The sequence below is a fragment of the Streptomyces sp. NPDC002564 genome, assembly GCF_042889645.1.
Classification (GTDB): Bacteria; Actinomycetota; Actinomycetes; order Streptomycetales; family Streptomycetaceae; genus Streptomyces.
The window spans coordinates 428,825-451,106 of the sequence record NZ_JBIARE010000002.1; the positions used below are offsets into that span (position 1 = coordinate 428,825).

The 22,282-nt window shown below is 72.9% G+C and carries 22 protein-coding genes; 16 read left to right on the forward strand and 6 right to left on the reverse strand.

Features of this window, described 5'->3' with window-relative positions; translation table 11 throughout:
• Positions 1-70 precede the first annotated feature (70 nt).
• The 7 genes from ACFYXE_RS08400 (at position 71) to ACFYXE_RS08430 (ending at position 7,665) form a co-directional block, all read left to right on the forward strand.
• Positions 71-889 (forward strand): endo alpha-1,4 polygalactosaminidase, encoded by an 819-nt coding sequence (locus tag ACFYXE_RS08400; protein ID WP_389310293.1) that lies wholly within the window; start codon positions 71-73, stop codon positions 887-889.
• Positions 890-1,016: 127 nt separating this feature from the next.
• Positions 1,017-2,336 (forward strand): ABC transporter substrate-binding protein, encoded by a 1,320-nt coding sequence (locus ACFYXE_RS08405; protein WP_389310295.1) that lies wholly within the window; start codon positions 1,017-1,019, stop codon positions 2,334-2,336.
• 9 nt (positions 2,337-2,345) lie between these two features.
• Positions 2,346-3,296 (forward strand): carbohydrate ABC transporter permease, encoded by a 951-nt coding sequence (locus ACFYXE_RS08410; RefSeq protein ID WP_389310297.1) that lies wholly within the window; start codon positions 2,346-2,348, stop codon positions 3,294-3,296.
• Positions 3,296-4,183, forward strand: coding sequence for a carbohydrate ABC transporter permease (locus ACFYXE_RS08415; RefSeq protein ID WP_389310299.1), 888 nt, complete (start codon positions 3,296-3,298; stop codon positions 4,181-4,183). Before ACFYXE_RS08410 ends, ACFYXE_RS08415 begins: the two co-directional genes overlap by 1 nt.
• A gap of 154 nt (positions 4,184-4,337) precedes the next feature.
• Positions 4,338-5,303, forward strand: coding sequence for a carbohydrate kinase family protein (locus ACFYXE_RS08420; protein ID WP_389310301.1), 966 nt, complete (start codon positions 4,338-4,340; stop codon positions 5,301-5,303).
• A complete protein-coding gene (locus ACFYXE_RS08425; RefSeq protein WP_389310303.1) occupies positions 5,300-6,622 on the forward strand; it encodes an alpha-glucosidase/alpha-galactosidase in 1,323 nt (440 codons plus the stop codon). The genes ACFYXE_RS08420 and ACFYXE_RS08425 overlap by 4 nt, the downstream gene beginning before the upstream one ends.
• A gap of 155 nt (positions 6,623-6,777) precedes the next feature.
• The gene (locus ACFYXE_RS08430) at positions 6,778-7,665 is read left to right on the forward strand and encodes an SIS domain-containing protein (protein ID WP_389310305.1); all 888 of its coding nucleotides are present in this window, start codon (positions 6,778-6,780) and stop codon (positions 7,663-7,665) included.
• A gap of 32 nt (positions 7,666-7,697) precedes the next feature.
• Here ACFYXE_RS08430 and ACFYXE_RS08435 read toward each other — a convergent pair whose 3' ends face one another.
• Entirely contained in the window at positions 7,698-8,603 is a 906-nt protein-coding gene (locus ACFYXE_RS08435; protein ID WP_389310307.1) for a LysR family transcriptional regulator, read from the reverse strand.
• Between the two features lie 139 nt (positions 8,604-8,742).
• On the opposite strand from ACFYXE_RS08435, the gene ACFYXE_RS08440 reads away from it, so the two are divergent.
• The 4 genes from ACFYXE_RS08440 to ACFYXE_RS08455 all read left to right on the forward strand — a co-directional run bounded on the left by ACFYXE_RS08440 (position 8,743) and on the right by ACFYXE_RS08455 (position 12,099).
• Positions 8,743-9,561, forward strand: a complete 819-nt coding sequence (locus ACFYXE_RS08440; RefSeq protein WP_389310309.1) for an inositol monophosphatase family protein — start codon at positions 8,743-8,745, stop codon at positions 9,559-9,561.
• A 70-nt stretch (positions 9,562-9,631) separates the two neighbouring features.
• Complete coding sequence (locus ACFYXE_RS08445; protein WP_389310311.1) at positions 9,632-10,228, forward strand: NADPH-dependent F420 reductase; 597 nt, start codon at positions 9,632-9,634, stop codon at positions 10,226-10,228.
• Positions 10,229-10,378: 150 nt separating this feature from the next.
• Positions 10,379-10,945 (forward strand): RNA polymerase sigma factor, encoded by a 567-nt coding sequence (locus tag ACFYXE_RS08450; protein ID WP_389310313.1) that lies wholly within the window; start codon positions 10,379-10,381, stop codon positions 10,943-10,945.
• Entirely contained in the window at positions 10,942-12,099 is a 1,158-nt protein-coding gene (locus tag ACFYXE_RS08455) for a maleylpyruvate isomerase N-terminal domain-containing protein (protein WP_389310314.1), read from the forward strand. The genes ACFYXE_RS08450 and ACFYXE_RS08455 overlap by 4 nt, the downstream gene beginning before the upstream one ends.
• 53 nt (positions 12,100-12,152) lie before the next feature.
• On the opposite strand, the gene ACFYXE_RS08460 is transcribed toward ACFYXE_RS08455, so the two are convergent.
• From ACFYXE_RS08460 to lanKC, 4 genes are all read right to left on the reverse strand, one after another.
• Positions 12,153-13,922, reverse strand: coding sequence for an ATP-binding cassette domain-containing protein (locus tag ACFYXE_RS08460; RefSeq protein ID WP_389310315.1), 1,770 nt, complete (start codon positions 13,920-13,922; stop codon positions 12,153-12,155).
• Complete coding sequence (locus tag ACFYXE_RS08465) at positions 13,919-15,676, reverse strand: ABC transporter ATP-binding protein (protein WP_389310317.1); 1,758 nt, start codon at positions 15,674-15,676, stop codon at positions 13,919-13,921. Before ACFYXE_RS08465 ends, ACFYXE_RS08460 begins: the two co-directional genes overlap by 4 nt.
• 124 nt (positions 15,677-15,800) lie before the next feature.
• Positions 15,801-15,947, reverse strand: a complete 147-nt coding sequence (locus ACFYXE_RS08470) for a SapB/AmfS family lanthipeptide (protein WP_361167161.1) — start codon at positions 15,945-15,947, stop codon at positions 15,801-15,803.
• 11 nt (positions 15,948-15,958) lie between these two features.
• Positions 15,959-18,613 (reverse strand): class III lanthionine synthetase LanKC, encoded by a 2,655-nt coding sequence (gene lanKC, locus ACFYXE_RS08475; RefSeq protein ID WP_389310320.1) that lies wholly within the window; start codon positions 18,611-18,613, stop codon positions 15,959-15,961.
• 372 nt (positions 18,614-18,985) lie between these two features.
• Here lanKC and ACFYXE_RS08480 point away from each other — a divergent pair, with 372 nt between their 5' ends.
• The 4 genes from ACFYXE_RS08480 (at position 18,986) to ACFYXE_RS08495 (ending at position 21,487) form a co-directional block, all read left to right on the forward strand.
• Positions 18,986-19,456, forward strand: a complete 471-nt coding sequence (locus tag ACFYXE_RS08480; protein ID WP_361167167.1) for a hypothetical protein — start codon at positions 18,986-18,988, stop codon at positions 19,454-19,456.
• Between the two features lie 79 nt (positions 19,457-19,535).
• Positions 19,536-19,691, forward strand: a complete 156-nt coding sequence (gene trpM / locus ACFYXE_RS08485; RefSeq protein WP_389310323.1) for a tryptophan biosynthesis modulator TrpM — start codon at positions 19,536-19,538, stop codon at positions 19,689-19,691.
• 135 nt (positions 19,692-19,826) lie between these two features.
• The gene (locus ACFYXE_RS08490; RefSeq protein ID WP_389310325.1) at positions 19,827-21,020 is read left to right on the forward strand and encodes an MFS transporter; all 1,194 of its coding nucleotides are present in this window, start codon (positions 19,827-19,829) and stop codon (positions 21,018-21,020) included.
• Positions 21,021-21,115: 95 nt separating this feature from the next.
• Positions 21,116-21,487 (forward strand): STAS domain-containing protein, encoded by a 372-nt coding sequence (locus ACFYXE_RS08495; protein ID WP_389310327.1) that lies wholly within the window; start codon positions 21,116-21,118, stop codon positions 21,485-21,487.
• A 43-nt stretch (positions 21,488-21,530) separates the two neighbouring features.
• On the opposite strand, the gene ACFYXE_RS08500 is transcribed toward ACFYXE_RS08495, so the two are convergent.
• Positions 21,531-21,884, reverse strand: coding sequence for a MerR family transcriptional regulator (locus ACFYXE_RS08500; protein WP_389310329.1), 354 nt, complete (start codon positions 21,882-21,884; stop codon positions 21,531-21,533).
• A 58-nt stretch (positions 21,885-21,942) separates the two neighbouring features.
• On the opposite strand from ACFYXE_RS08500, the gene ACFYXE_RS08505 reads away from it, so the two are divergent.
• Entirely contained in the window at positions 21,943-22,278 is a 336-nt protein-coding gene (locus ACFYXE_RS08505; protein WP_389310331.1) for a putative quinol monooxygenase, read from the forward strand.
• The last annotated feature ends 4 nt before the right edge of the window (positions 22,279-22,282 follow it).

Sequence of the window (22,282 nt, forward strand, 5' to 3'; positions counted from 1 at the left end):
CCGGACTGAGTCGCCAGGACCGTTTCCGGTCCGAGGCGGGGACGTGCCCTCCCACGGCTGGAGCTCACCGATGAGCCTCAATCACGTTGTGCGCAGGTGTACGGCCGCGGCCGTGGCCTGCGTGGCCGCTGCCGCGGCCGGTCTGCTCGCACCGTCCACGGCGTCGGCCGGCGCCGTCGCCCCCGCCCCGCCGCCGTCCCGCGCCGGCTTCGACTACCAGATCGGCGGCGCCTACACCCCGCCCGCCGGCGTCGGCATCGTCAGCCGGGACCACAAGGCCGCCCCCGCACCCGGCCTGTACAACCTCTGCTACGTCAACGCCTTCCAGGCACAGCCCGGGGCGGAGGGGGAGTGGGACCGCGACCTGCTCCTGCGCGACGGGAACGGCGACGTCGTCTACGACGGCGCATGGGGCGAGGCCGTCCTCGACATCCGCACCGCCGACAAGCGCCGCCGGATCGCCGCCAAGGTCAACGGGTGGATCGACGGCTGCGCGGCCAAGGGATTCCAGGCGGTCGAGCCGGACAACTACGACACGTACACCCGCTTCCCCGCCCACCTGAAGGCGAGCCACGCCAAGGCCTTCGTCTCGCTGCTGTCCGCGCACGCCCACGCCAAGGGCCTGGCCGTCGCGCAGAAGAACACCCCGGACCTGGCCGCCGCGCACGAGGAGACCGGCCTCGACTTCGCCGTCGCCGAGGAGTGCGGGCAGTGGGACGAGTGCGACCGGTACACGGCCGCGTACGGCGATCACGTCCTGGTCGTCGAGTACTCGGCCGCCGGTCTGCGCAAGGCCTGCGCGGGCTGGGGGGACCGGCTGAGCATCGTCCGCCGTGACGTCGGTGTGGCGCCCGCCGGTGCCGACGGGTACCTCCGCCGGACCTGCTGACGGACGGCCGGGTTCCGGTCGCCCGGAACCCGGCTGCCTGCCGCGCCAGGCCCCCCTTCTCCGGTGGGTGCGCCCGACCCCCTTCGCCGCTGGGCGCGCCCGATCTTCATGCTTCGTGGAGGTAGTGATGACTGCAGTACCCGGTGTGCCGTCGCGGCGCGGCGTGCTGCGCGCCGGTGGTGCCGGGGCGCTCCTCGCGGCCGGCGGCGCGCTGACCGGCTGCGGCCGGGACGGGGACGGCGGGGCCGGCTCCGACGGCCGCGTCACGATCCAGATGTGGCACGGGCAGACGGACATCGCCGCACGGGTCATCAAGGGGCTCGTCGCCGAATTCGAGCGTACGCACCCGGAGATCCGCGTGGACCTGGGCGGCGGTGTCCTCGCCGATGCCATGCTCCAGAAGGTCACCGCCGCGCTCGCGTCCGGCTCCTACCCCGACATCGCCTACGTCTTCGGCTCCGATCTGGCGAGCGTGGCCCGCAGCCCCCAGGTCGTCGACCTCACCGACCACGTGCGCGGCGGCGCGACGCCGTGGCGCACCTACTGGGCGCCGGCCCGCGAGGCCGTCACCGTCAACGGCCGGGTGCGTGCCGTGCCCGCCCTCCTGGACTGCCTGGCCGTGGTCTGCAACAAGAAGCTCTTCGCCGAGGCCGGGCTCGACCTGCCGGAAGCGGGCTGGACCTGGGGGGAGTTCACCGACACCGCGCGCCGCCTCACCGACGCGGACAAGGGCCGGTTCGGCACCGGCTGGCCGGGCACCGGGGACGAGGACACGGTGTGGCGGCTGTGGCCGCTGGTGTGGGACCTGGGCGGCGACGTCATCGCCGACGACGGCCGGAGCATCGGATTCGCCGAGGAGGGCGTACGCGCTCTGGAGGTCGTGCGCGACCTTGCCCGCGACAGGAGCGTCTACGTCGACCCCAAGCCGGGCAGCGAGCAGATGTACCAGGTCTTCCTGTCCGGACGGATGGGCATGGTGCCCACCGCGCCGTGGCAACTGCCGGACATCGAGCAGGCCGGCCTGGACTACCACGTCGTCCCGCTGCCCAGCTTCAGCCGCCGCCCCCTCACCATCTCGGGCCCCGACACCTGGACCCTGTTCGACAACGGCGGGGCCCGCGCGGCGGCGGCCAGGACGTTCGTCACCTGGCTGATCCAGCCCGCCCAGGACAGCCGTTGGGACGTACGGGCGGGCAGCCTGCCGCTGAGCCGTCGCAGCGAGGACCGCCGGGCCTGGCGCGAGCACGCCGACCGCACCCCGGGCCTGTCCGTCTTCACCGAAGCGGTCTCCTCCGCGCGGGTACGCCCCGTGCACCCGGCCTACCCCCGCATCTCCCGCTCCCTGGGCCGGGCCGTCGTCGCGGTGCTGCTCGGCCGCGCGAGCCCCGCCGACGCCGTGCGCTCCTGCGCCCAGGAGTCCAACGCCGCCCTGCTGATACCGCGTTGAGGACCTGACATGCCCCCACTGCCCACCCCGCTGACCCTGCCCCGGGAACGCGCCGCGTCGCGGGCCCTGCGCCGTCGGCGCCGCAGCGAGTCCGCCACCGCCTGGGCGTTCATCTCGCCCGCGGTGCTCGTCATCCTCGGCCTGAGCGTCCTGCCCGTGATCTGGTCCCTGCTGCTCTCCTTCCAGGCCAACGACCTCGTCACCCCCAGCCGCTGGGTGGGCCTGGACAACTACCGGGCCCTGCGCCAGGACCCCGACTTCCACCAGGCGGTGAAGAACACCGTCCTCTACACCGCCCTCTACGTGCCGCTCGGCATCGCCCTCGGGCTCGCCCTGGCCCTCGTGCTGAACCAGCGCATCCGCTTCGTCGGTCTCTACCGGACGCTGTTCTTCGTGCCGTTCGTCATCTCCGCCACGGCACAGGGCGTGCTGTTCTCCTTCATCCTCGACCCCGAGTTCGGAGCGGCCAACTCGGTCCTGCACCACCTGGGCATCGCACCGCAGGGCTTCCTCACCGACCCCTCGCAGGCCCTGCTCGTCCTGGTCGCCATCACCTTGTGGAGCGGCACCGGGCTGTGCACCGTCATCTACCTGGCCGCACTCCAGGACGTACAGCAATCCCTGCTCGAAGCGGCCCGGCTGGACGGCGCGGGGCCGTTCCAGGTGCTGCGCCACGTGACGCTTCCCTCGCTCGCACCGGTGAGCGTGTTCCTGCTGCTGTGGCAGACCATCCAGGCCCTCCAGGTCTTCGACCTGGTCTATGTCACCACCAAGGGCGGCCCGTTGGGCTCCACCACCGTGATCGTCTACTTCATCTGGGAGCAGGCCTTCAAGGAGTTCACCGCAGGGTACGGAGCCGCGGCCGCCTATGTCCTCGCGGTGGCCCTCCTCGTCGTGTCCGTCCTGCTGCGCGCGCTGCGCGGCCGCGAGCGCACCCCTCGTACGAAAGCAGCGACCTGATGACCGTCACCACGACCGGGACCCCCCGCGTCACCACCCGTCCCGCCGTGCCGGCCGCCCGGCGCCGGCGCATGCGGCTGCCGTTCAGCGCCTGGCATCTGCTGCTCGTGCCGCTGGCCGCGCTGTTCGCGTTGCCGCTGGTGTGGCTGCTGCTCAGCTCGGTGATGTCCAACGCGGAGATCAACCGCTTCCCGCCCGCGCTGTGGCCCTCGACCATCGATCCGGGCGGGTACCGCTACGTCCTCGGCAACGCCATGTTCCCGCGGTGGCTGCTGAATTCCGTCATCGTCTCCGCGGTGGCGGTGACCTCGAACCTCGTCTTCGGCGCGCTCGGGGGCTACGCGTTCGCCCGGATGCGGTTCGCCGGATCCCGGGTACTGCTCGTGCTCATGCTGTCGACGATGGCGGTCCCGTTCCAGCTGACGATGATCCCCACCTTCCTGGTGATGAAGAAGCTCGGCCTCATCGACACCCTCGGCGCGCTGATCGTTCCCTCGCTGGTCACGCCGTTCGCGGTGTTCCTGCTGCGGCAGTTCTTCCTCTCCCTGCCCAGGGAGTTGGAGGAGGCCGCCTGGATCGACGGCTGCTCACGGCTGCGGGTGCTCCGGTCCATCGTCCTGCCCCTGGCCCGTCCCGCCCTGGCGACCGTGGCCGTGCTGACCTTCCTCACCACCTGGAACGACCTGACCTGGCCACTGATCGCCATCAACCACGACACCCAGTACACGCTGCAACTGGGCCTGACCACCTTCCAGGGGCAGCACCACACCCGCTGGTCCGCCGTGATGGCGGGCAACGTCATCACGGTCCTGCCGGTCCTTGTCGCGTTCCTGTTCGCGCAGAAGGCGTTCGTCAGGTCGGTCACCTCCAGCGGACTCAAGGGCTGACACGGCGGCTCCGTCAGCACGACGGCCCCCACCGCTCACGGCCCACTGCCCACTGCCCACTGCCCAGCGTCCACCGCCCACCCGCAGCCCTTCCGGCACCGGCCCGCTTTACGTCACGCCCCCTTCCGTTCTCCGTACGACCCGAAGGACCACGATGCCGCCCGCGTACGACCTCCTCGTCATCGGGGACGCCAATCCCGACGTGATCGTCGGCCCGCTCGCCGAGCCCCTCGCCTTCGGCCAGCGCGAGCAACTCGCCGACTCCGGCACGCTCACCCTCGGCGGCTCCGCCGCGATCATGGCGTGCGGAGCCGCCCGGCTCGGCCTGACGGTGGCGTTCGCCGGCCGCGTCGGGGACGACGACGCCGGGCGCTACGTCCGCGACGAGCTGACCGCGCACGGCGTCGACACCCGCGCCCTGACCCTGGACCCGGCCCGGCCCACCCCGCTGACCGTCGTCCTGACCCGCGGCGAGGACCGCGCCATTCTCACCTCGCCCGGCACCCTCACCGCGACCTCCGGCCGCGACGTGCCCCACGACCTGCTCACCCGCAGCCGACACGTCCACGCCGCCTCCTTCTTCCTCCAGCCGCGCCTGGCCGAGGACCTGCCCGGACTCTTCGCCACCGCCCGCGCCCACGGTGCGACGACCTCCCTGGACACCCAGGACGACCCGTCCGGCGCCTGGGATCCGGCCGCCCTCCACACCGTCCTGGCCGGGACCGACATCCTGCTGCCCAACGCCAGGGAGGCCCGCCACCTGGCCGGACCGGGAGGCGACACCCCCGAACTGGCCGCCACGATCCTCGCCGCCCGCGTCCCCCTGGTGGTCGTCAAGAACGGTGCCGACGGCGCCCTGTGCCACGACGGCCGAGGCCTGTCCACCACGCCCGCGCTCACCCTCACCCCCCTCGACACCGTCGACACCGTCGGCGCCGGAGACAGCTTCGACGCCGGCTTCGTCGCCGCCACCCTGCACGGCCACCCCGCGCACCGCGCCCTGACCTTCGCGGCCGTGTGCGGCGCCCTCTCCACGCGGGCGCACGGCGGCACCCGAGCCCAGCCGACCTGGGACGAAGCACTCGCCCACACCACCCTCAGCGGAGCACCCACCTCATGACCCACCCCAAGATCGCCTTCGTCGGCGCAGGCAGCGTCGTCTTCACCCAGGGCCTGCTCGCCGACCTCTTCGGCTTCCCCGAGCTCCGGCACGCCCGCATAGCGCTGCACGACATCGACGCCGACCGGCTCGCCACCGCCGAGGCCGCGGCCCATTACATCGCCCGCGAACTCGGCGCCGACGCCCGCATCACCGCCCACGCCGACCGCCGCGCCGCCCTGACCGGCGCCGACTTCGTGATCAACATCGTGCAGATCGGCATGGGCGAGGCCACCCGCACCGACTTCGACGTCCCCGCCCGCCACGGACTGCGCCAGACCATCGGGGACACCCTCGGCGTCGGCGGGATCTTCCGCGCCCTGCGCACCTTCCCGTTCCTCAAGCAGCTCGGCGACGACATCACCGAGGTCTGCCCCGACGCCTGGCTGCTCAACTACACCAACCCGATGGCCATGAACGTCCAGTACCTCACCCGGGCCACCGGCCTGGACCGGGTCGTCGGCCTGTGCCACTCCGTGTACTGGACCATGCAGGACCTGGCCAAGCTCGTCGACGTGCCGTACGAGGAGATCACCTACCGGGCGGCCGGCGTCAACCACCAGGCCTGGGTGCTCCGGTTCGAGCACCGCGGCACCGACCTCTATCCCCGGCTCGACGAACTGATCGCCCGGGACGAGCAGTTGCGCCGCAGGGTCCGCGTCGACATGTACCGGCGGCTCGGGTACTACCCCACCGAGACCAGCGAGCACTCCGCCGAGTACGTCCCCTGGTACCTGCACCACGACAGCGAGATCGACCGCCTGCGGCTGCCCGTCGGCGCCTACCTCGGCATCGTCGACGACAACGTCGCCGAGTACCACAGGACCCGCGACGCACTGGCCCAGGGGGCGCCGCTCACCGTCGAGGGCACCATGGAGTACGCGCCCCAGATCATCCACAGCATCGTCACCGGCACCCCGCGCACCGTCTACGGCAACGTCCCCAACCGGGGCCTGATCGACAACCTCCCGGCGCACGGCGTGGTCGAGGTGCCCTGCCTGGTCGACGCGAACGGCGTACAGCCCACCCGCGCCGGAGCCCTGCCTCCGCAGCTCGCCGCGCTCAACCGCACCTACCTCAGCATGAACGACCTGGTCGTACGGGCCGCCCTCGACGACGAACCCCGGCACATCCGGCACGCGGCCATGGTCGACCCCGCCACCGCGGCGACCCTCACCGTGCAGGAGATCTGGCGGCTGTGCGACGCCATGGTGCGGGCGCACGGGGAACTCCTCCCGCCCTCCCTGCGCGCCACCCTGGCCGAGGTGACGGAGTCCTGAGCCGCCACTCCCACGGCAGGCCCGCCGACGCGGGGCCCTCCTCCACGCGGCACGTCCACTCGCAAGGCACGTCGCGTCCCTTCGCACCGTGAGTCGCGTCCACTCGCACCGCCGACGCGGACAGCCACCTTCCCCGGAACGGAAGCCACCCCCTCATGCCACGCACGTCGCTCACAAGCCAGGAGATCGTCAGCCAGCCGCAGTGCTGGGAGAGCGCGCTGAGCCAACTGCCCGCCCACCGGGCGGCATTGCCCGCGCAGGGCGAGCACGTCGCCGTGATCGGCTGCGGGACCTCGCTGTTCATGGCCCAGGCCTACGCCCGGCTCCGCGAGGACAGAGGACACGGCCCGACCGACGCCTACCCCGCCTCCGTGGCCCCTCTGCACCGCCGCTACGACCGGATCCTCGCCCTGACCCGGTCCGGCACGACCACCGAGGTCCTCGCCGCGCTCGCCGCCGCGGATCCCGCGACGCGCGTCACGACGATCACCGCGGTCGCCGGCTCTCCCGCGGCCCGCGCGGCCCACGACGTCATCGTGCTCGCCGGCGCGGACGAACGGTCCGTCGTGCAGACCCGGTACCCCACCACTCAACTCGTGCTGCTCCTGGCGCACTTGGGCCAGCCGGTCGAGCGGGCGCTCCGGGACGCGGTCACCGCTCTCGGCGCGCCCCTGGACCCGGTCCTGCTCCAGGCGGAACAGCTCACCTTCCTCGGGGAGGGCTGGCACGCGGGGCTCGCGCACGAAGCCGCGCTCAAAGTGCGGGAGGCGGCGGCGCGGTGGACCGAGTCCTACCTCGTCATGGAGTACCGCCACGGGCCGATCGCGGTGGCCGGCCCCGGCCGGGCCGTGTGGAGCCTCTCCCCGCTGCCCGCCGAACTCGCCGACCGCGTCGAGGCCACCGGGGCGTATCTGCGGCAGCCACGGCTCGATCCGCTCGCCGAACTGGTGCTGGCACAACGGGTCGCCGTACGGCTCGCCGAGGACGCGGGCCGGAACCCGGACCGACCGGCACACCTCACACGCTCCGTGATCCTCGCCTGACGGCACCCGCCCCGCAGGCCGGACTCCACGGGCTACGCCACCCCGCGCGTGGCCAGTGCCGTTCGTGCCAGGTCGCGTAGCCAGGTGTGTGCCGGGTCCGTGTCGTAGCGCTGGTGCCAGGACAGGTGGATCGGTGCCGCGGGCAGTTCGAGGGGGAGGGGGAGGGCCGTCAGGCCCAGGTCGGCGACCGCGGAGCGGGTGGTCGCCTCGGGGGTGGTGACCAGGAGATCGGAGCCGCGCGCGAACTCCAGCGCGCCCGCCTCCGTGGGCGCGGTCGCCACCACGCGCCGGGTCAGGCCGAGCGGCACGAGGGCGTCGTCGAGGGCATTGCCGAGGTTTCCGCGGCGCGAGACGGTGACGTGTTCGGCGGCGGCGTACTGCTCCGCGGTGACGGTTCCGACGCGGGTCAGCGGGTGCCCCTGCCTCACCACGACGACGAGACGGGACGCACCCACGCGCTCGGCACGGATGTCCGGTGCGTCGGGGCGGTTGGCGTTCGCCTCCAGGTCGACCTCGCCGCGCCGCAGCTCCGGCGTATCGCCGCTGGACTCCGCGAGGAAGCGGAGCCGCACGCCCGGCGCCTGACCGCGCACCGCCGCGAGCAGGGCGGGGCCGCTCATGGCGACCAGCGAATCGTGCCAGCGGAGGGTGAAGGTGCGCTCCAGGGTCTCCAGGTCGAGTGCACGGCTCGGCGCCAGCACACCGTGGACCTGGTGCAGCAACTCGTGCACCTGCTCCCGTACCGCGATCGCGTACGGCGTCGGCGTCATCGTGCGGCCGGTGCGCACCAGGATCTGGTCCCCGGTCGTGCGCCGGATGCGGCCCAGGCTCCGGCTCATCGCGGGGGCGGTGACATGCAGCCGCGCCGCCGCACCGGCCACGCTTCCCTCTTCCAGCAGCGCGTCGAGCGCCGCCAGCAGGTTCAAATCCAATTGCATCCGAGTAATCCCAACCCTTCATGACATGCATTTGAAGTTAACCATGGGGCTCTATACCTTCGAGACGAAAGCGCGGGGCACCACCCGCAGTTCGGCCCTCGGCCGGCCCCCTCACCCCTCCTCACACGGGAGTACCGCCATGTCCGAAACGCTGGAGACCACCGACGTCCCCGCATCCGACACCGAGCTGCTCGCCCGGACCGCGAGCGCCGTACAGGAGGCCGGCGCGGCGCTGCGCGAGCGCTTCGGCGAGGTGGTCCGCCACGAGACCCGCGAAGACCTGATGCGCGCCCTCGCCGTCAACGACGACGCCGCCCTCGACATCCTGCGCCCCCGCCTCACCGCCCTTCGCCCGGACGCCCGTTGGGTGGAGGACGAGCTGGACGGCGGGGCACTGCCGGCCGGCGAATGGTGGGTCGTGGATCCGGCCGAAGGCAACGTCAACCACCTGCACGCCCTGCCGGACTGGGCGGTGACCGCCACCCTCGTACGGGAGAACCGGCCCGTACTCACCGTGGTGCACCTGCCGTTGACCGGCGAGACCTACACCGCGCTCACCGGCGCGGGCGCCCACCTCGACGGCCGGCCCCTGCGCGTCGCCCCGACCACGGACCTCGGCCTGAGCATCGTGGCCACCAGCCAGGCCCGGCCGGACGAGGACGGGGACGTCGTACGGCGCGTGGGCTCCTCGATCACCGCGATGCTCTTCGACGCGCTCGTCGTCCGCACCTCCGTCCCCGCGACCCTGCACCTGGTCGACGTGGCCGCCGGCCGGACCGACGCCTTCTGGCAGTTCGCCGGCGCCCGCGCCGACCTGCTGCCCGGGGCGCTGCTCGTCACCGAGGCGGGCGGCGAGATCTCCGACGCCGAGGGCCGCCCCTGGACCCCGCAGAGCCGGAGCTTCCTGGCCACCGCGCCCGGCATCCACGCCGAGGCCGTCGCCACGCTCTCCCGCTGAGCCGACCGCACACCACTGCCCGTACCTCCACCCGCACTTCTCACCGCACCTACGGAAGGACCGCATCACCATGACCACGATCGCCGTACTCGGAAACGGCCGCGTCGGCGGCAACCTGGCCGACGCCCTCACCCGGGCAGGGCATCAGGTGGCCGTGGCGGGCCGCGCACCGGGCGCCGCCGCCGACGCCGCCCGGACGGCCCGGATCGTCATCAACGCCACTCCGGGCGCAGGCTCGCTGGAACGCCTCGTCGCCCTTCGCGAGGAACTGCGCGGCAAGATACTCGTCGACGTCTCCAACGCCACCGTCGACGGGCCGGACGGGCTCCCCGCCGACCTCATCCACCCCGGCTCCAGCCTCGCCGAGCTGCTCCAGGAAGCGCTCCCCGAGACGCCCGTCGTCAAGACGCTCAACACCATGCTCTTCCCGGTGATGACCGATCCGGCCGCGCTCGCCCAGGCACCGACCGCGTTCCTCTCCGGCGAGGACCCGCGGGCCAAGCGGACCGTCCGGGGACTGCTCCTCGACCTCGGCTGGCGGGCGGAGTGGATCACCGATCTCGGCGGTGTCCGGACCGCCCGTGCCACGGAGGCCGCGATCCTTTTCGTGCCGCACGTGATCAGGTCCGACGGATTCGCGCCCTTCGCGATCTCGATCGCCCGCTGACCGGCCGTCCTACCGGGCCGCCGCGGACACGGGCGGTCCGCTGCATCCGAACCGGCCTCGCCGCCCGAAGACTTGCCATGCGGCCCCCGGCGCAGCCGTGAGTCGCTACGGTGTCGAGGAGAGGCGTGAAGGGGCGTGAAGGGGAGGGGAATGGGCGCGGAGCGCGGGGGTTCGGCGGAGTGGGAACGGCGCGTTCACGTGCGTCTGAAGGCCGGAGAGGCGGCCGCACTCGGCGAGCTGTACGACCGCTACGCCCGCCTGGTGCACGCGGTCGCCGCCCGCGTGCTGGACGACGAGAAGGCCGTGACGGACGTGGTGACCGAGGTGTTCACCCAGCTCTGGCGGCATCCGGAGTCCTACGATCCCGCCCGGTACCGGCTCGGCACGTGGCTCGTCACCGGCGTGTGCCGCCAGGCCGACCAGCGGGCCAGGGACACGGCCCACGAGGCCGGTACGCAGGAAGGCTCCGGGGCACTCGCCGAGGCGCCCGGCCGCGCCCCTGATGCGGCCGGCCGCGCGGAGGGGGTCCGATCCGCCGATGCGGCATTCAGTTCGATGACCACCAGGACCCGTGTCGCGCTTCACCTCGTCTACACGGGGAATCTGGACTATCGCCGGGCGGCCGCCCGGCTCGGGATCACCGAGCACGAAGTTCTGCACAGGCTCAGGACAGGCCTGCAGATGCTGTCCGACGGGCTGAGGGAGGAAGGGGTATGAGCGGCAGTACCGAGACCGATGAACACTCCCGGCTGCGGAAGCTGCTCGGAGCCTGGGCGCTCCACTCGTGCTCGCCGCAGGAAGCGGAGCGGATCGACGAGCATCTGCGGGAGTGCGAGCAGTGTGCCGCGGAAGCGCTCAGGCTGCGCGCGGCGGCAGAGCTCCTGCACGCGCGCACGGAACCGGAACTCCCGCCCACCCTGCGCGCCCAAGTGCTCGGCGCCTGCCTCGGTGCCCGCGCGCCGGACGTCGCCGTGCCCGACTACGCCCAGCCCTACGACTCCGAGACCGCCAGGCTCGACGGCCTGTTGGCGGACCTCGCGGAGGACGAGTGGTCGGCCCCGGTCACCCTGGCGTGGTTCGAGGACCAGGAGTCCGTCACGCGCGACACGTCGGTACGGGGTGTGCTCGGGCATCTGATGGCCGTGGACGGCATGGTCTCCACCACTCTCGGGCTGCCGGACCCGGTCACGCGGACCGGGAAGCAGGTGACGGGACCGCGGCAGCGGACCGAGGCGCTCTGGCAGCAGATGCTGTCCCCCGACGGTGCGGCCGAGGCGCCGGAGGAGGAGGACGGGCCGGAATCGGTCCGCGACGCATGGCGGGAGCAGGCCTACGAACTGATCCGCCTCTGCGCGTTCGGCGGCGGTGGCGTGGCGGACATCGCCGTGCCGTACGGCGACGGCGTCGTCCTGCCCCTGCGGCTCGCCCTGCTCGACCGCGCCTTCGAGACCTGGATCCACGCCACCGACATCGCCGAGGCGGTGGACTACCCCTACCCGCCTCCGGTCCCCGAGCATCTGCGGTCCCTGATCAGCGTCGCCGTGGAGATGCTGCCGTCCATCCTCGCGGCCAGGAGGCAGGCGGGTCTCGCCTCGCCGCCGCTGCCCGTCCTGGAGCCCGGCGCCGCGGAGCGCAGCCTGCGCCTCGAGATCGAGGGCGAGAGCGGCGGAGCCTGGTACCTGCCGCTGGACACTCCCGGCGGCCGGGCCGGCCCCGACAACTGCGTCAGCCATCTGGTGCTCCCCGAGGTGGACTTCTGCCGTCTTGCCGCGGGACGGCTCTCGCCGCTCCAGGTGGCCGCCGGGCAGCAGGGCGACCGGACGGCCATCGTCGAGTTGCTGCACGCGGTGTCCTCCATGAGCCGCCTGTGACGTGAGGGCAGCCCTCTCCGGTGCGAGGGCTCGCCTCGGAGCCGCTCACGCGCTCACAGCTTCTCGGCGTGCCAGCGGCCGACCAGATCGCGGTAGAGCGGTGAGCGTTCGAGGAGTTCGGCGTGTGTGCCGTGCGCGGCGTGGGCGCCGTCCAGTACGAGGATGTGGTCCGCGCGGCGGGCCGAGCTGATGCGGTGGGCCACGACGATCAGGGTTCCCGGGCGCCGGGCGAAGGCTTCCTCGGCGCGGGCTTCGGTGGCCGGGTCGAGGTGGCAGGTGGCCTCGTCGAGGATGGCCAGCGGGGCCGGGGAGAGGTAGGCCCGGGTCAGGGCGACCAGTTGTGATTCCCCCTCGGTCAGGGCGCTCGGGTCGACCGGGGCGTCGAGTCCGCCGATCCGTTCGAGCAACGGGCTCAGACCGAGCGCTTGGACGGCGGCGTCCAGTTCCCCGGCCTCGGCTCCGGCGGGGCGGAGGTAGAGGAGGTTCTCGCGGAGGGTTCCGGAGAAGACGTAGGCCTGTTGGGGGATCAGGACGCGCTGCAGGGACTCGTCGAGGTCGGCGGGCCGCCGCGCACGGTGTCCGGCGACGCGCACGTGCCCGTGACCGGGGGCCAGGAGTCCGGAGATCAGGGCCGTCAGGGTGGACTTGCCGATGCCGCTGGGACCGACGACCGCCCAGTGCTCGCCGTGCCCGATCGCGAGCGTGAGGTCCTTCAGGACGGGCTGCGCCGCCGGTCCGTACGCGAAGGTCACCTCGTGCAGTTCGACGTGCGGGGCCGCGTGTCCGAGGGGCCGGGGCAGCCGCGGTGGTGCCCCGGGGGACTGGTGCGGGCGCACGGCGAGCGCGGCCGTGTCGGCGATGGGGCGGGTGTCGTCGGTCAGGCGGCGCAGCACGACCGCAAGGCGGGTGCCCGCGGCGCCCAGGGCGGTCATGAGGGTGTGCAGGGCGGGGAGCAGGGCCTGGGTGAGGTAGGTGAGGGCCCCCAGCAGGGCGCCGGCGCTGAGCCCCTGGTCCAGGAGGTGGGGGATGGCGATCAGGAGCAGTACGACGGGCAGTTGCCCGGTGATGCCGAGGGCCAGGGTGCGCACCGCGGCCCAGCGGGCCAGGGACCGGGCGGCTCGGGCCTCGTCCTCGATGAGGGTGTGGGTGTGCCGGGCGGTGGCGGCCTGCGCGCCGCAGGCCGTGACGTCGCGAAGTCCCTCCGCGACGGCTCCGAAGTGGGCGGAGAGGGCTTCGTCTGCTTCCAGGAACGCGCTCTGCCGGGACGCCATGGGGGCGAGGGTGGCGAGGAAGAGGGCGAGTCCGCCCGCCAGGGGCGGCAGGACGACCAGGAGCAGCCGGGGGTCGAGCGAGGCCAGGCCCACCAGGGCTCCCGCTGCGGTGAAGACGAAGGAGCGGGTGACCAGGACGAGTCCGGCGAAGCTGTCGCGGGCCATCTCCGTCTGGTTGGTCAGCTGCGAGATGGCGGCGCTCTTGGCGGTGAGGGCGGGCTCGTCGGCCGAGCGGGCCAGGGCGCGGGTCACGACGGTACGGACGAGGCCGTCGCGCAGGGGTTCCACGAGGTCGGCGAGCCCGGTGAAGACGCGGCGGGTGGCCAGCCCCGCGGTGACGATGGCGACGGCCGACGCGGCGAGCCAGAGCAGCCCGGTGGTGGTGTGTCCGGCCAGGAACCCGCGGTCCAGGGCCTTGGACACGGCGTAGCCGCCGATGAAGGTCTGTGCCGACTCGACGAGTGACCAGCCGCCCAGGGCGAGCAGGGTGCGGGGCCGTGCGCGCAGGAAGTCGCGGGCCCGGTGGCGCAGTCGGCGTGGCCCCGGCTTCATCCTGCCGCCTCGACGTCGGTGTCCGGGGCGGCGAAGACCGCGCGGTAGTCGGGGTCGTCCCAGAGGGCGTGGTGCGGTGCGACGGCGCGGACGCGGCCGTCGTCGAGCCAGGCCACCAGGTCGGCGCGGGCCGCGGACGAGACGCGGTGGGCGACCAGCAGGCGGGTGCCGGGCGAGACGTGGTGGACCAGCGCCCGGCCGACGCGGTGTTCGGTGACGCTGTCGAGGCTGGACGTGGCGTCGTCGAGGATGAGGAGGCGGCCCGCGTGGCTGAACGCGCGGGCCAGCCCCAGGCGTTGCAGCTCGCCGCCGGACAGCGGGGTGTGCGCCAGCGGGGCGGCGTAGGAGTGCGGCAGGCGCTCGATGAACTGGTCCGCGGCTGCCGCGCGGGCGGCGTCCTCGATGTCCTCGGCCCGCGGTGTGCGGGGGCCGAAGGCCAGGGCGTCGCCGATGGTGGTGCCGAACAGGTGGGGCCGTTCGAAGGCGTACCCGATCTCGCGGCGCAGGTCCGCGGGATCGGCCTCGGTCAGCGGGACGCCGTCCAGCAGGACGTGTCCGCCGTCGGGGTCACGCAGCCGTCCCGCGACGGCGGCCAGGGCGGACTTGCCCGAACCGGACCGTCCGACCAGGGCCATCGTGGCGCCGCCGGGCACGTCGAGGTCCACCGTGCGCAGGACGGGCGTGCCCGAGCGCAGGACGGTGACCTGGCGGAGTTCGAGGTGCCCCGGCCCGCCCTCGGGCAGGGCGCGCTGCCCGGAGCGGGCCGCGGGCAGAGTGAGCAGGTCGATGACGCGGGTGGCGGCGGTACGGCTGTTGACCAGGCTGTTGATCTGTCCGGTGATCGCGCCGAGGCCTGCCGCGAGCGAGGCGTAGCGGGCGGCGGCGAGCAGCGCGCCGACGGTGATCGCCCCCGCCGCCAGGCGCAGGCCGGCGACCGCGAGCACGGCGGTGATCAGCAGGGGGACCAGGATGCTGCTGGAGGCCATCGCCTGCCCGTAGACGCGCCACATGCGCCGTCCCTGCGCGTCGAGTTCGGGCAGCGGCGCCAGGACGCGGTCGCGTTCGCGCCGGGTGGTGCCCGCGGCGGCGATGGTACGGGCCCCGGCGAGGCTCTCCATCAGCCGCTGGGCCATGTCGGCCTGGACCCCTTGGTAGCGGCCGACGCTGTCGGAGGAGGTCCGGGTGAAGCCCCGCAGGAACAGCGCGAGCAGGGGCAGTCCCGCGGCGAAGACCAGGGCCAGGGGCCAGTCCAGGAGGGCCAGCGCGACGAGCGCGCCCACGGGGGTCAGCAGCGCGGCGAAGGCGCCGACGACGGTGGTGGGCGCGGCGGCGGCACCGGCGGCGTTGGCCGTGAGCCGGGTGGTGGTGTCGCCCGGCGCGAAGCGCTCGGCGACCTGGTGGGGGAAGGCGGAGACGAGGCGGATGGTGCCGAGGCGGCGCAGCCAGGCGGTGCTGCGGCTGGTCAGGCCGCCACCGGCGAGGGCGACGACGCTGTCACCGCCCACCTCGACGCAGATCAGCACGATGCACAGGGTGACCTGCTGAGGGGCTTCGGGGGACCGGGCGAGGAGGCGGTCGACGGTGCGGCCGAGGACCGCGGGCAGGGCGACGGCGGCGACCGCGGAGGCGATGCTGAAGACAAGGACCGTCAAGGCGCGGCCGGGGCTGTGGCGCAGCGCACCGCCGAGCGTGTTCCTGACCCCGGGTGGCTCCGGCGGCGCGGTGGGGGTGTCGAGGACGGTGGTGTCTGCCATGAAAGGTGAATTCCTCGCCGTCTGGCCTGCGTTGCCGGATGGTGCGGCGCCCCGGGCATGGTGCTCGCCCGGGGCGCCGCAGCCGCGTCAGTGACGCAGCGAGTTCCTGTCCGACCTGGTGGGGTCAGTTACAGGTGGTGACGCTCAGGCTGCTGTCACCGCAGAGAAGGAGGCTGGCGCGGCTGCCGCCGCCACCGCCGCCACCGGTACCCAGCTCGCCCATGTCCTCGGCCTCGGGGGTCTCGAGCAGCTGCAGGTCCAGGAGAACCATGTGATTTCCTTTCACTTGTGGGAACGGGGTTTTGCTTCGGTCTCCGAGAATGGAGGCCGGTTCTGGGGCCGCGCCAAGGGCGGCAGGAAGGGCAGGTGCACGGGGGTGCCGTGCAGGGCGCTGCCCAGTGCGAGGAGACATCCGGCGGTGCCGGAGCTCAGGTCCATCGACAACCGCATCATCTGCTCGCCCGCGAAGGCGAGGTGTCCCTGGTAGGGGACGGCGCCCCAGGAGAGGGACTCGATCTGGCGGTCGAGGTCAGCGGTGTGGGTTCCGGGGCCGCCGGTCGTGGTGCGGGCCAGGTGCATGACCATGCCCGCGGCGCCGCGGAAGAGATTGGGCTGGGCGTAGAACTTCGCCTGTGCGGCCTCCACGATCCCGACCCTGGCCTGCTCGAACTGCTCGTCGTCGCGCAGCGCCAGGTAGTCGTCGAGGACCATGCCGATCCCCACGCTGCCCGCGCCGAGGTAGGGCAGCGTGCGGCGGCCCTCGTCGACCTGCAGGGCTCCGCCCACGGCACGCTTGCAGCGGGCGAGGTCGCGGCGCAGCGCGTCCGCCGCCAGGTCGAGCAGCGTGGCGTCCTTGGTGCTCTCGTACAGGCGGATGTAGAGCAGGGCGGTGCCGCTGGCTCCGTGCAGGAGGCCGGCGCGGGCGGTCGCCCGGGGGGCTCCCGACGGTGCGGGTTTGCCTGCGTCGGCGGCGAGTTGCGCGCAGCGCAGGGCCCGCTCGTGCAGGTCCCTCTCGCCCGTCGAGGTGGCGAGGGAGTCCAGGGCGAGGCCGATCCCGGCGAGCCCGCCGTGCAGGTCGGGGCCGATGGTGTCCCAGTCCTGCCGGACGAGGAGGTCGACGAGGTCCAGGGCGCGTGCGCGGTGCCCGAGGCGTTCCAGGACCCAGGCGATGCCGCTCAGCCCGTCGTAGAAGCCCAACGGGGTGCCGGACGCCGGTGTCTTGGTGGCCCGCAGCAGCCATTCCTCGGCCTCGGGAACCGGGGCCGCCCCCGTCTCGGCCAGGCTGTACAGCACGCCCGCCGCCCCGTAGGCGAAGCAGGAGCCGCCGCCTTCGACGGTGAACTGGGCTATGTCGCCGGGGAAACAGCGGTCCTCGCGGTGCGGGGTGGCGGAGGCCAGGAGGGCGGCGGCCATCGAATCGCGGCTGCGCGGCCAGTCGCCGAGCCGGACCGGGAGGTAGCCGTCGTCCCCGGTCGCGAAGGAGCCGGGCGTCGTCGGACGGTGCGGTGCGGTGTACCCGCGGGTGATCTCCTCGACCGCCTCGTCGAGGAAGGCGCGGGGTACCGGGAACTGCGCGGCGGCGATCTCCGCCAGGTGCGCCGCCTTGGCCCGGTCGACGGTGAAGAGGCTGGTGAGCGGGAGGAACAGCGCGATGCGTAAGCAGGCGAGCGCATAGGTGTCGACGTCGGGGCCGCGGCGTTCGGGCGGGGCGACGAACCCGGGGTTGGCGACCACCTGGCGGCTCGTGGCGTCGTCGACGGAGGCGGCTTCGAAGTCGAGGAGGACGACCGACGCCTCGTCCTCGGACAGCATGATGTTGAAGAGGTGCAGGTCGTTGAAGACGACGCCGCGTGCGTGGATGTCGGCGACCGCCTCGGCCACCAGCCCGTGCACCCGTATCGCCCAGTCGGTGTAGTCGGCGAGGACCTGCGGGGTCGGGTCGGGCTCGATCAGGGGGTGGCGGTGGGCGAAGAAGCGGTTCAGGGGCCGCCCCTCGACGAATTCGAGGACCAGGAACCGGTGGTCGTCGACCGCGAACCAGTCGTGCACCTCGGGCGTACAGCTCAGCCCGGACAGGCGCACCAGCGCGTCCCGCTCCCGCTCCAGGCGGGTGACCGCGTCCGCCCCGTCGGCGGCCAGCCCGGCGTGCGGGCGGCCCTCCTTGATCACGACCTTCTCGTCGGTCCGGGTGTCGGTGGCCAGGTAGACCCCGCCCCCGTTGGAGAAGTGCAGGGCCCGGTCGAACCGGTACGGTATCTCGGCCACGGTCTGGTCGGACCGTGCCGCCAGGTGCGGTTCGAGGAAGTCCGGCAGGGTCAGCCACGGCGGTATGTAGAAGGTCGGGTCGCGCCGGTCGGGCACCAGCCGGCCGTTCGCGTCCTCGATCGCGGGACGCAACTGCCCCTCTTCGTCGTAGCAGTTGCGGACCGTGAAGCTCCCGTAGCGCAGGTACACCGGTCCCGACCCGTAGCGCAGGTCGGTGAGGATGTACGGGCCCGGCTCCCCGCCGAGCAGCCGGTCGAGGGACTCGCTGACGGTCCGGCACTGCTCGTCGTCGGCCGGGTAGATCGTGATGAACTTCCCGCTGCTGCCCCGGTCGCCGTACTTGGCGTTGCGGGTGTGCAGCAGATACCGGTTCGGCATGCACTTGAAGGCGATCGAGCGGGGTACGCAGTAGTCCCACACGCGGGCCAGGATGCTCTCCGCGTTGTCGAGCGTGGCGGATATGTGGATCTTCCACCCCTGTGAGGGGAGGGCGACGTAGGCCGGCGTGAACGCCATCCAGTCCCCGACGCGACGCTGCTGCCATCCTTCGGGGAGCGGCTGCCGCAGCGGCGCATAGAGGCCCCTGCCGCCGTGTCCGTCCTCGGCGACCCGGTAGGGCGCGTCGTAGAACTGACGGTCGGCATCGCAGAAGACCGCGTACCCCTCGTTCATCCCGCTCCCTCGGTCGGTGGCGAGACGACCCTGTCACGGCACGGTCACGGCAGGGCAGTAGCAGATGTCACGTCCCGACCGTGCAAAACGCATGGTCCCGAAACCCTTGACAATTACCGGCGCGGAACCGCAGGTGCGACATGTGCGGAATGTTTCCGTACGCGCGTTCGCACTTTGCAGGGGTGGCGTTTTCGGTGTTTTCGGTGAATGGGCGCACCTGGCTGATACGTCGCCCTGCCGAAACCCGGCGGTACCGCAGACGACCACGGCAGGGCACAATTCGTTCACACCCCTGGCTCCCGGCGGGGGCCGAAGTGGGGCAAGAAGAGCTGGCCACCAGCAACGATGTCCGTTTCTTCAAGGGGTGAGGCGATGAACGCCCAAGAAGTCGTCGGCCTGTACACCATCGCCGGAACGGGCCATGGGCCTTATCCCGGAGCGGCCACGACGGAGATCGGGGCATTCGACTCCGTGGCGCTGGATCACGCCACCGTCCTCCAACTCGCGGAGGACCTGAACAATGACCTGCACGGTTTCACCGCCACCTGGCAGGACGACATTCTCTGCGTCACGCGTTCCGCTGAGGACCAGATGCAATACGCGCCGGCGCGCTTTGCGCCTGATGCGCACGGTCGGTACCGGATCGGAGGCCTCTGGCCCTGGGCGGACTGGGGGGACTGGGAGGACATCCACGCTCCCCGTACCCCCAAGGAGGCTTTCGCCCTGGGCGTCGTCGAGTACTGCTACACCCGCGCGACCCCGGTGCCCGCCGAGCTCGTCGACGCGTATCTCCAGGGCCGCGAGGCCGCTCACCGCGTGACGCGCAACCAGTACGCCTGCTGACGCCTCGGACCGGCGCCCCTCGTTCGTCTCGGACCGGCGCTCGTCGTCCCGTCGCGCGCGAGCGGGCTACGCTGGTGCCATGCCGATCGACGTCCGCCTCGCCCGAGGGTGCCGCCCCCGCGGCTGCCGGGCACCCGCGCGACGTGTGCACGGGCGCCGGGTGCGCTACGCGATCGGCGCCGAGCGCGGCCAGGTGAACGGGATGCGATGGCTGCCGTCCCGCGCGCGGCACTGAGCACCTGACGCTTCCCTCCGCCCCGCGGACCGGGGCCACGGCTCTCGGGTCCGCCGCGACGCACCTGCGAACAGCCCGGCCGGGCCCTGCGGCCGACCGGGAACAGCCCTGCTCACAGATATCGGACGCGCACGCATGCCCACCCGCTCCCCGCGGCCGGCCGTCGACGGGGTGGCCCCGGCCCCCCTCGCGAAGCTGCCCCTCTCGCCCTTGCTGGCCCTCGCCATGGCCGCCTTCCTCACGCTGCTCACCGAGGCGCTGCCCGCCGGTGTGCTGCCCGAGATGGCGCACGACCTCTCCGTCGGCCAACCCGCGATGGGCCAGGCCCTGACCGTCTACGCGATCGCCACCGGCATCGCGGCGGTCCCCCTGGCCAAGGCGACCGCCGCCTGGCGGCGCAAGCCGCTGCTGCTGACGGCCGTGGCGGTGTTCGCCGCCGCCAACACGGTCACGGCCCTGTCGGCCAGCTACCCGCTGACGCTCACGGTCCGGCTGATCGCCGGCGTCGCGGCCGCCGCCGTCTGGGGCGAACTGGTCGGCTGCGCGCGACGGCTCGCCCCGCCGCGCCTGCGGGGCAGGGCGATCGCGATCGCGCTGGCCGGTATCCCCCTCGCCCTGTCCCTCGGCATCCCCCTGGGCACGCTGGCGGGGTCCGCCCTCGGCTGGCGTCCCACCTTCCTCCTGGTGACCGTGGTGGCGCTGGTGCTCCTCGGGTGGATCAGGCGCGCCGTCCCCGACGCCCCGGGGCATCCGGCGGGGCGTCGGGAGCCCGTCCTCCAAGCCCTTCGCCTGCCCGGCGTCCTGGCCGTCCTGACGGTGACCGCCGCCTTCGTCCTGGCCCACAACATCCTCTACACCTACATCGCGACGTTCCTGGACGCGCACGCCATGGGCGGGGCCCGTCAGACGGTCCTGCTGGTCTTCGGCGCGGCGTCGGTGGTGAGCGTCGTCGTCACCGGTGCGGCCGTCGACCGGCACCTGCGGTCCCTGACCATCGGTGCCACGGTGCTGTTCCTCGCCGCGTCCGGTCTGCTGGCCGTCCTGGCGGACAGCCCGGCCGCGGTGTACGCGGCGGTCACCCTGTGGGGGCTGGGGTGGGGCGGCAGCGCCACCCTCCTGCAGACCGCCGTCACCGATGCCGGGGGCCACCGGGGGCAGGCCCTCTTCGTCACCGTCTGCAACTCGGCCATCGCCGGTGGCGGCGCCGTGGGCGGAGCACTGCTCGGCGCCTTCGGCCCCACGTCCTTCCCCTGGGCGGCCCTGGCCCTCCTGATCCCCGTACCGGCCGTCCTCCTCCTGGCACGCGGCCGCGCGGAAGGCGCGGCGTAGCCCGGACGACGGAGACCTCGCCGTTCGAGCCTGCCGGAGGCCGAAGGGCGCGACAATGTGCGCGTGCCAAGACCTCGCACACCAGGAGAATCGCCATGCCCGACAGTGCCGACCGTCCTACGCCCGTCGCCGACCAGTACGCCAGCGGGGGAAGCTGGGTCGTCGTCGTGCGGGGCGAACTCGACCTGGGGTCGCTGCCCCCGCTGCGCCAGGTCGTGGAGACGGCCTCCGTGGTCCACCCGGTTCTCGTCCTGGACCTCGGCGACGTGACCTTCGCCGACTCCTCCACACTGAACGTGCTCCTCGTCGCCCACCGGGCCACCACCCTGCGCATCGCCGCCCCGCAGCCGCAGGTGCTGCGCCTGCTCGAGGTCACGGGCGCGGACCGCATCCTCCGCATCTACCCCACCACGCGCCTGGCCTGCGAGGCAGGCGCTCCCGACACGGACGCGCCGACGCGCCCCTGACCGGGCACGACGGAGCACGGCAGGCGCCGGCCGATGCGCGGCCTCAGGCGAGTGCGTGGGCCTCCGTCGCGGAGATCAGCCCGGCCAGGGACGTGCGGGTCTCCGACAGCGCGGAGATCCGGTCGTCCAGACCCCGGAGATGCGCCTGGAGGGTCTCCAGCCGACAGGCGGCGACCGTGCCGTCCCGCAGGACGCACGGCAGCAGGTCGCGGATGACCCGCGTGGGGAGACCGGCGTCCAGCAGGGCCCGGATGCGGAGTACGGCGGCCGGGGCGTCGTCGGCGTACCGGCGGTGGCCGCTCTCCAGACGGCTGGACACCATCAGGCCCTGCTCCTCGTAGTAGCGCAGCAGCCGGACGGAGGTGCCGGTCGCGGCGGCGAGCTCGCCGATCTTCATGTGGCGCCCCTCACATCCTCTTGAACCTCACATGGATGTGAGATCTTAGCGTGGGGCCATGACGAACACGGTGCACCCCATCGCCCTCTACGGATTCCTCCGCCCCAGGCCTGAGCAGGCGGACGAGGTCCGGCGCATCCTCTCCTCCCTGGTCGGGCCCACCCGGCGCGAGCCCGGCAATCTGCAGTACCACCTCCACGAACACGAGGACGGCCGCTTCTTCCTGTACGAGGTCTGGCGCTCCCAGGAAGACCTGGACCGGCACAACGCGACGCCGCCGCTGCGGGCCTTCCTGGACAACCTGCCGACGTTCCTGGAGGACTCTCCCGAGGGCTACTTCGACACCATGCTCAGCCCCTACCCCCACCCCGAGGCCGTGCCCGCGCCGTCATGAGGTG

Coding starts and splice junctions, on each gene's coding strand:
- ACFYXE_RS08435 (WP_389310307.1), bottom strand. CDS start 8,603: ATGCAATTGGATTTGAACCTGCTGGCGGCGCTCGACGCGCTGCTGGAA.
- ACFYXE_RS08440 (WP_389310309.1), top strand. CDS start 8,743: ATGTCCGAAACGCTGGAGACCACCGACGTCCCCGCATCCGACACCGAG.
- ACFYXE_RS08405 (WP_389310295.1), top strand. CDS start 1,017: ATGACTGCAGTACCCGGTGTGCCGTCGCGGCGCGGCGTGCTGCGCGCC.
- ACFYXE_RS08445 (WP_389310311.1), top strand. CDS start 9,632: ATGACCACGATCGCCGTACTCGGAAACGGCCGCGTCGGCGGCAACCTG.
- ACFYXE_RS08465 (WP_389310317.1), bottom strand. CDS start 15,676: ATGGCAGACACCACCGTCCTCGACACCCCCACCGCGCCGCCGGAGCCA.
- ACFYXE_RS08460 (WP_389310315.1), bottom strand. CDS start 13,922: ATGAAGCCGGGGCCACGCCGACTGCGCCACCGGGCCCGCGACTTCCTG.
- ACFYXE_RS08455 (WP_389310314.1), top strand. CDS start 10,942: ATGAGCGGCAGTACCGAGACCGATGAACACTCCCGGCTGCGGAAGCTG.
- ACFYXE_RS08450 (WP_389310313.1), top strand. CDS start 10,379: ATGGGCGCGGAGCGCGGGGGTTCGGCGGAGTGGGAACGGCGCGTTCAC.
- ACFYXE_RS08425 (WP_389310303.1), top strand. CDS start 5,300: ATGACCCACCCCAAGATCGCCTTCGTCGGCGCAGGCAGCGTCGTCTTC.
- ACFYXE_RS08495 (WP_389310327.1), top strand. CDS start 21,116: ATGCCCGACAGTGCCGACCGTCCTACGCCCGTCGCCGACCAGTACGCC.
- ACFYXE_RS08470 (WP_361167161.1), bottom strand. CDS start 15,947: ATGGTTCTCCTGGACCTGCAGCTGCTCGAGACCCCCGAGGCCGAGGAC.
- ACFYXE_RS08500 (WP_389310329.1), bottom strand. CDS start 21,884: ATGAAGATCGGCGAGCTCGCCGCCGCGACCGGCACCTCCGTCCGGCTG.
- ACFYXE_RS08400 (WP_389310293.1), top strand. CDS start 71: ATGAGCCTCAATCACGTTGTGCGCAGGTGTACGGCCGCGGCCGTGGCC.
- ACFYXE_RS08490 (WP_389310325.1), top strand. CDS start 19,827: ATGCCCACCCGCTCCCCGCGGCCGGCCGTCGACGGGGTGGCCCCGGCC.
- trpM (WP_389310323.1), top strand. CDS start 19,536: ATGCCGATCGACGTCCGCCTCGCCCGAGGGTGCCGCCCCCGCGGCTGC.
- ACFYXE_RS08420 (WP_389310301.1), top strand. CDS start 4,338: ATGCCGCCCGCGTACGACCTCCTCGTCATCGGGGACGCCAATCCCGAC.
- ACFYXE_RS08415 (WP_389310299.1), top strand. CDS start 3,296: ATGACCGTCACCACGACCGGGACCCCCCGCGTCACCACCCGTCCCGCC.
- lanKC (WP_389310320.1), bottom strand. CDS start 18,613: ATGAACGAGGGGTACGCGGTCTTCTGCGATGCCGACCGTCAGTTCTAC.
- ACFYXE_RS08505 (WP_389310331.1), top strand. CDS start 21,943: ATGACGAACACGGTGCACCCCATCGCCCTCTACGGATTCCTCCGCCCC.
- ACFYXE_RS08410 (WP_389310297.1), top strand. CDS start 2,346: ATGCCCCCACTGCCCACCCCGCTGACCCTGCCCCGGGAACGCGCCGCG.
- ACFYXE_RS08430 (WP_389310305.1), top strand. CDS start 6,778: ATGCCACGCACGTCGCTCACAAGCCAGGAGATCGTCAGCCAGCCGCAG.
- ACFYXE_RS08480 (WP_361167167.1), top strand. CDS start 18,986: ATGAACGCCCAAGAAGTCGTCGGCCTGTACACCATCGCCGGAACGGGC.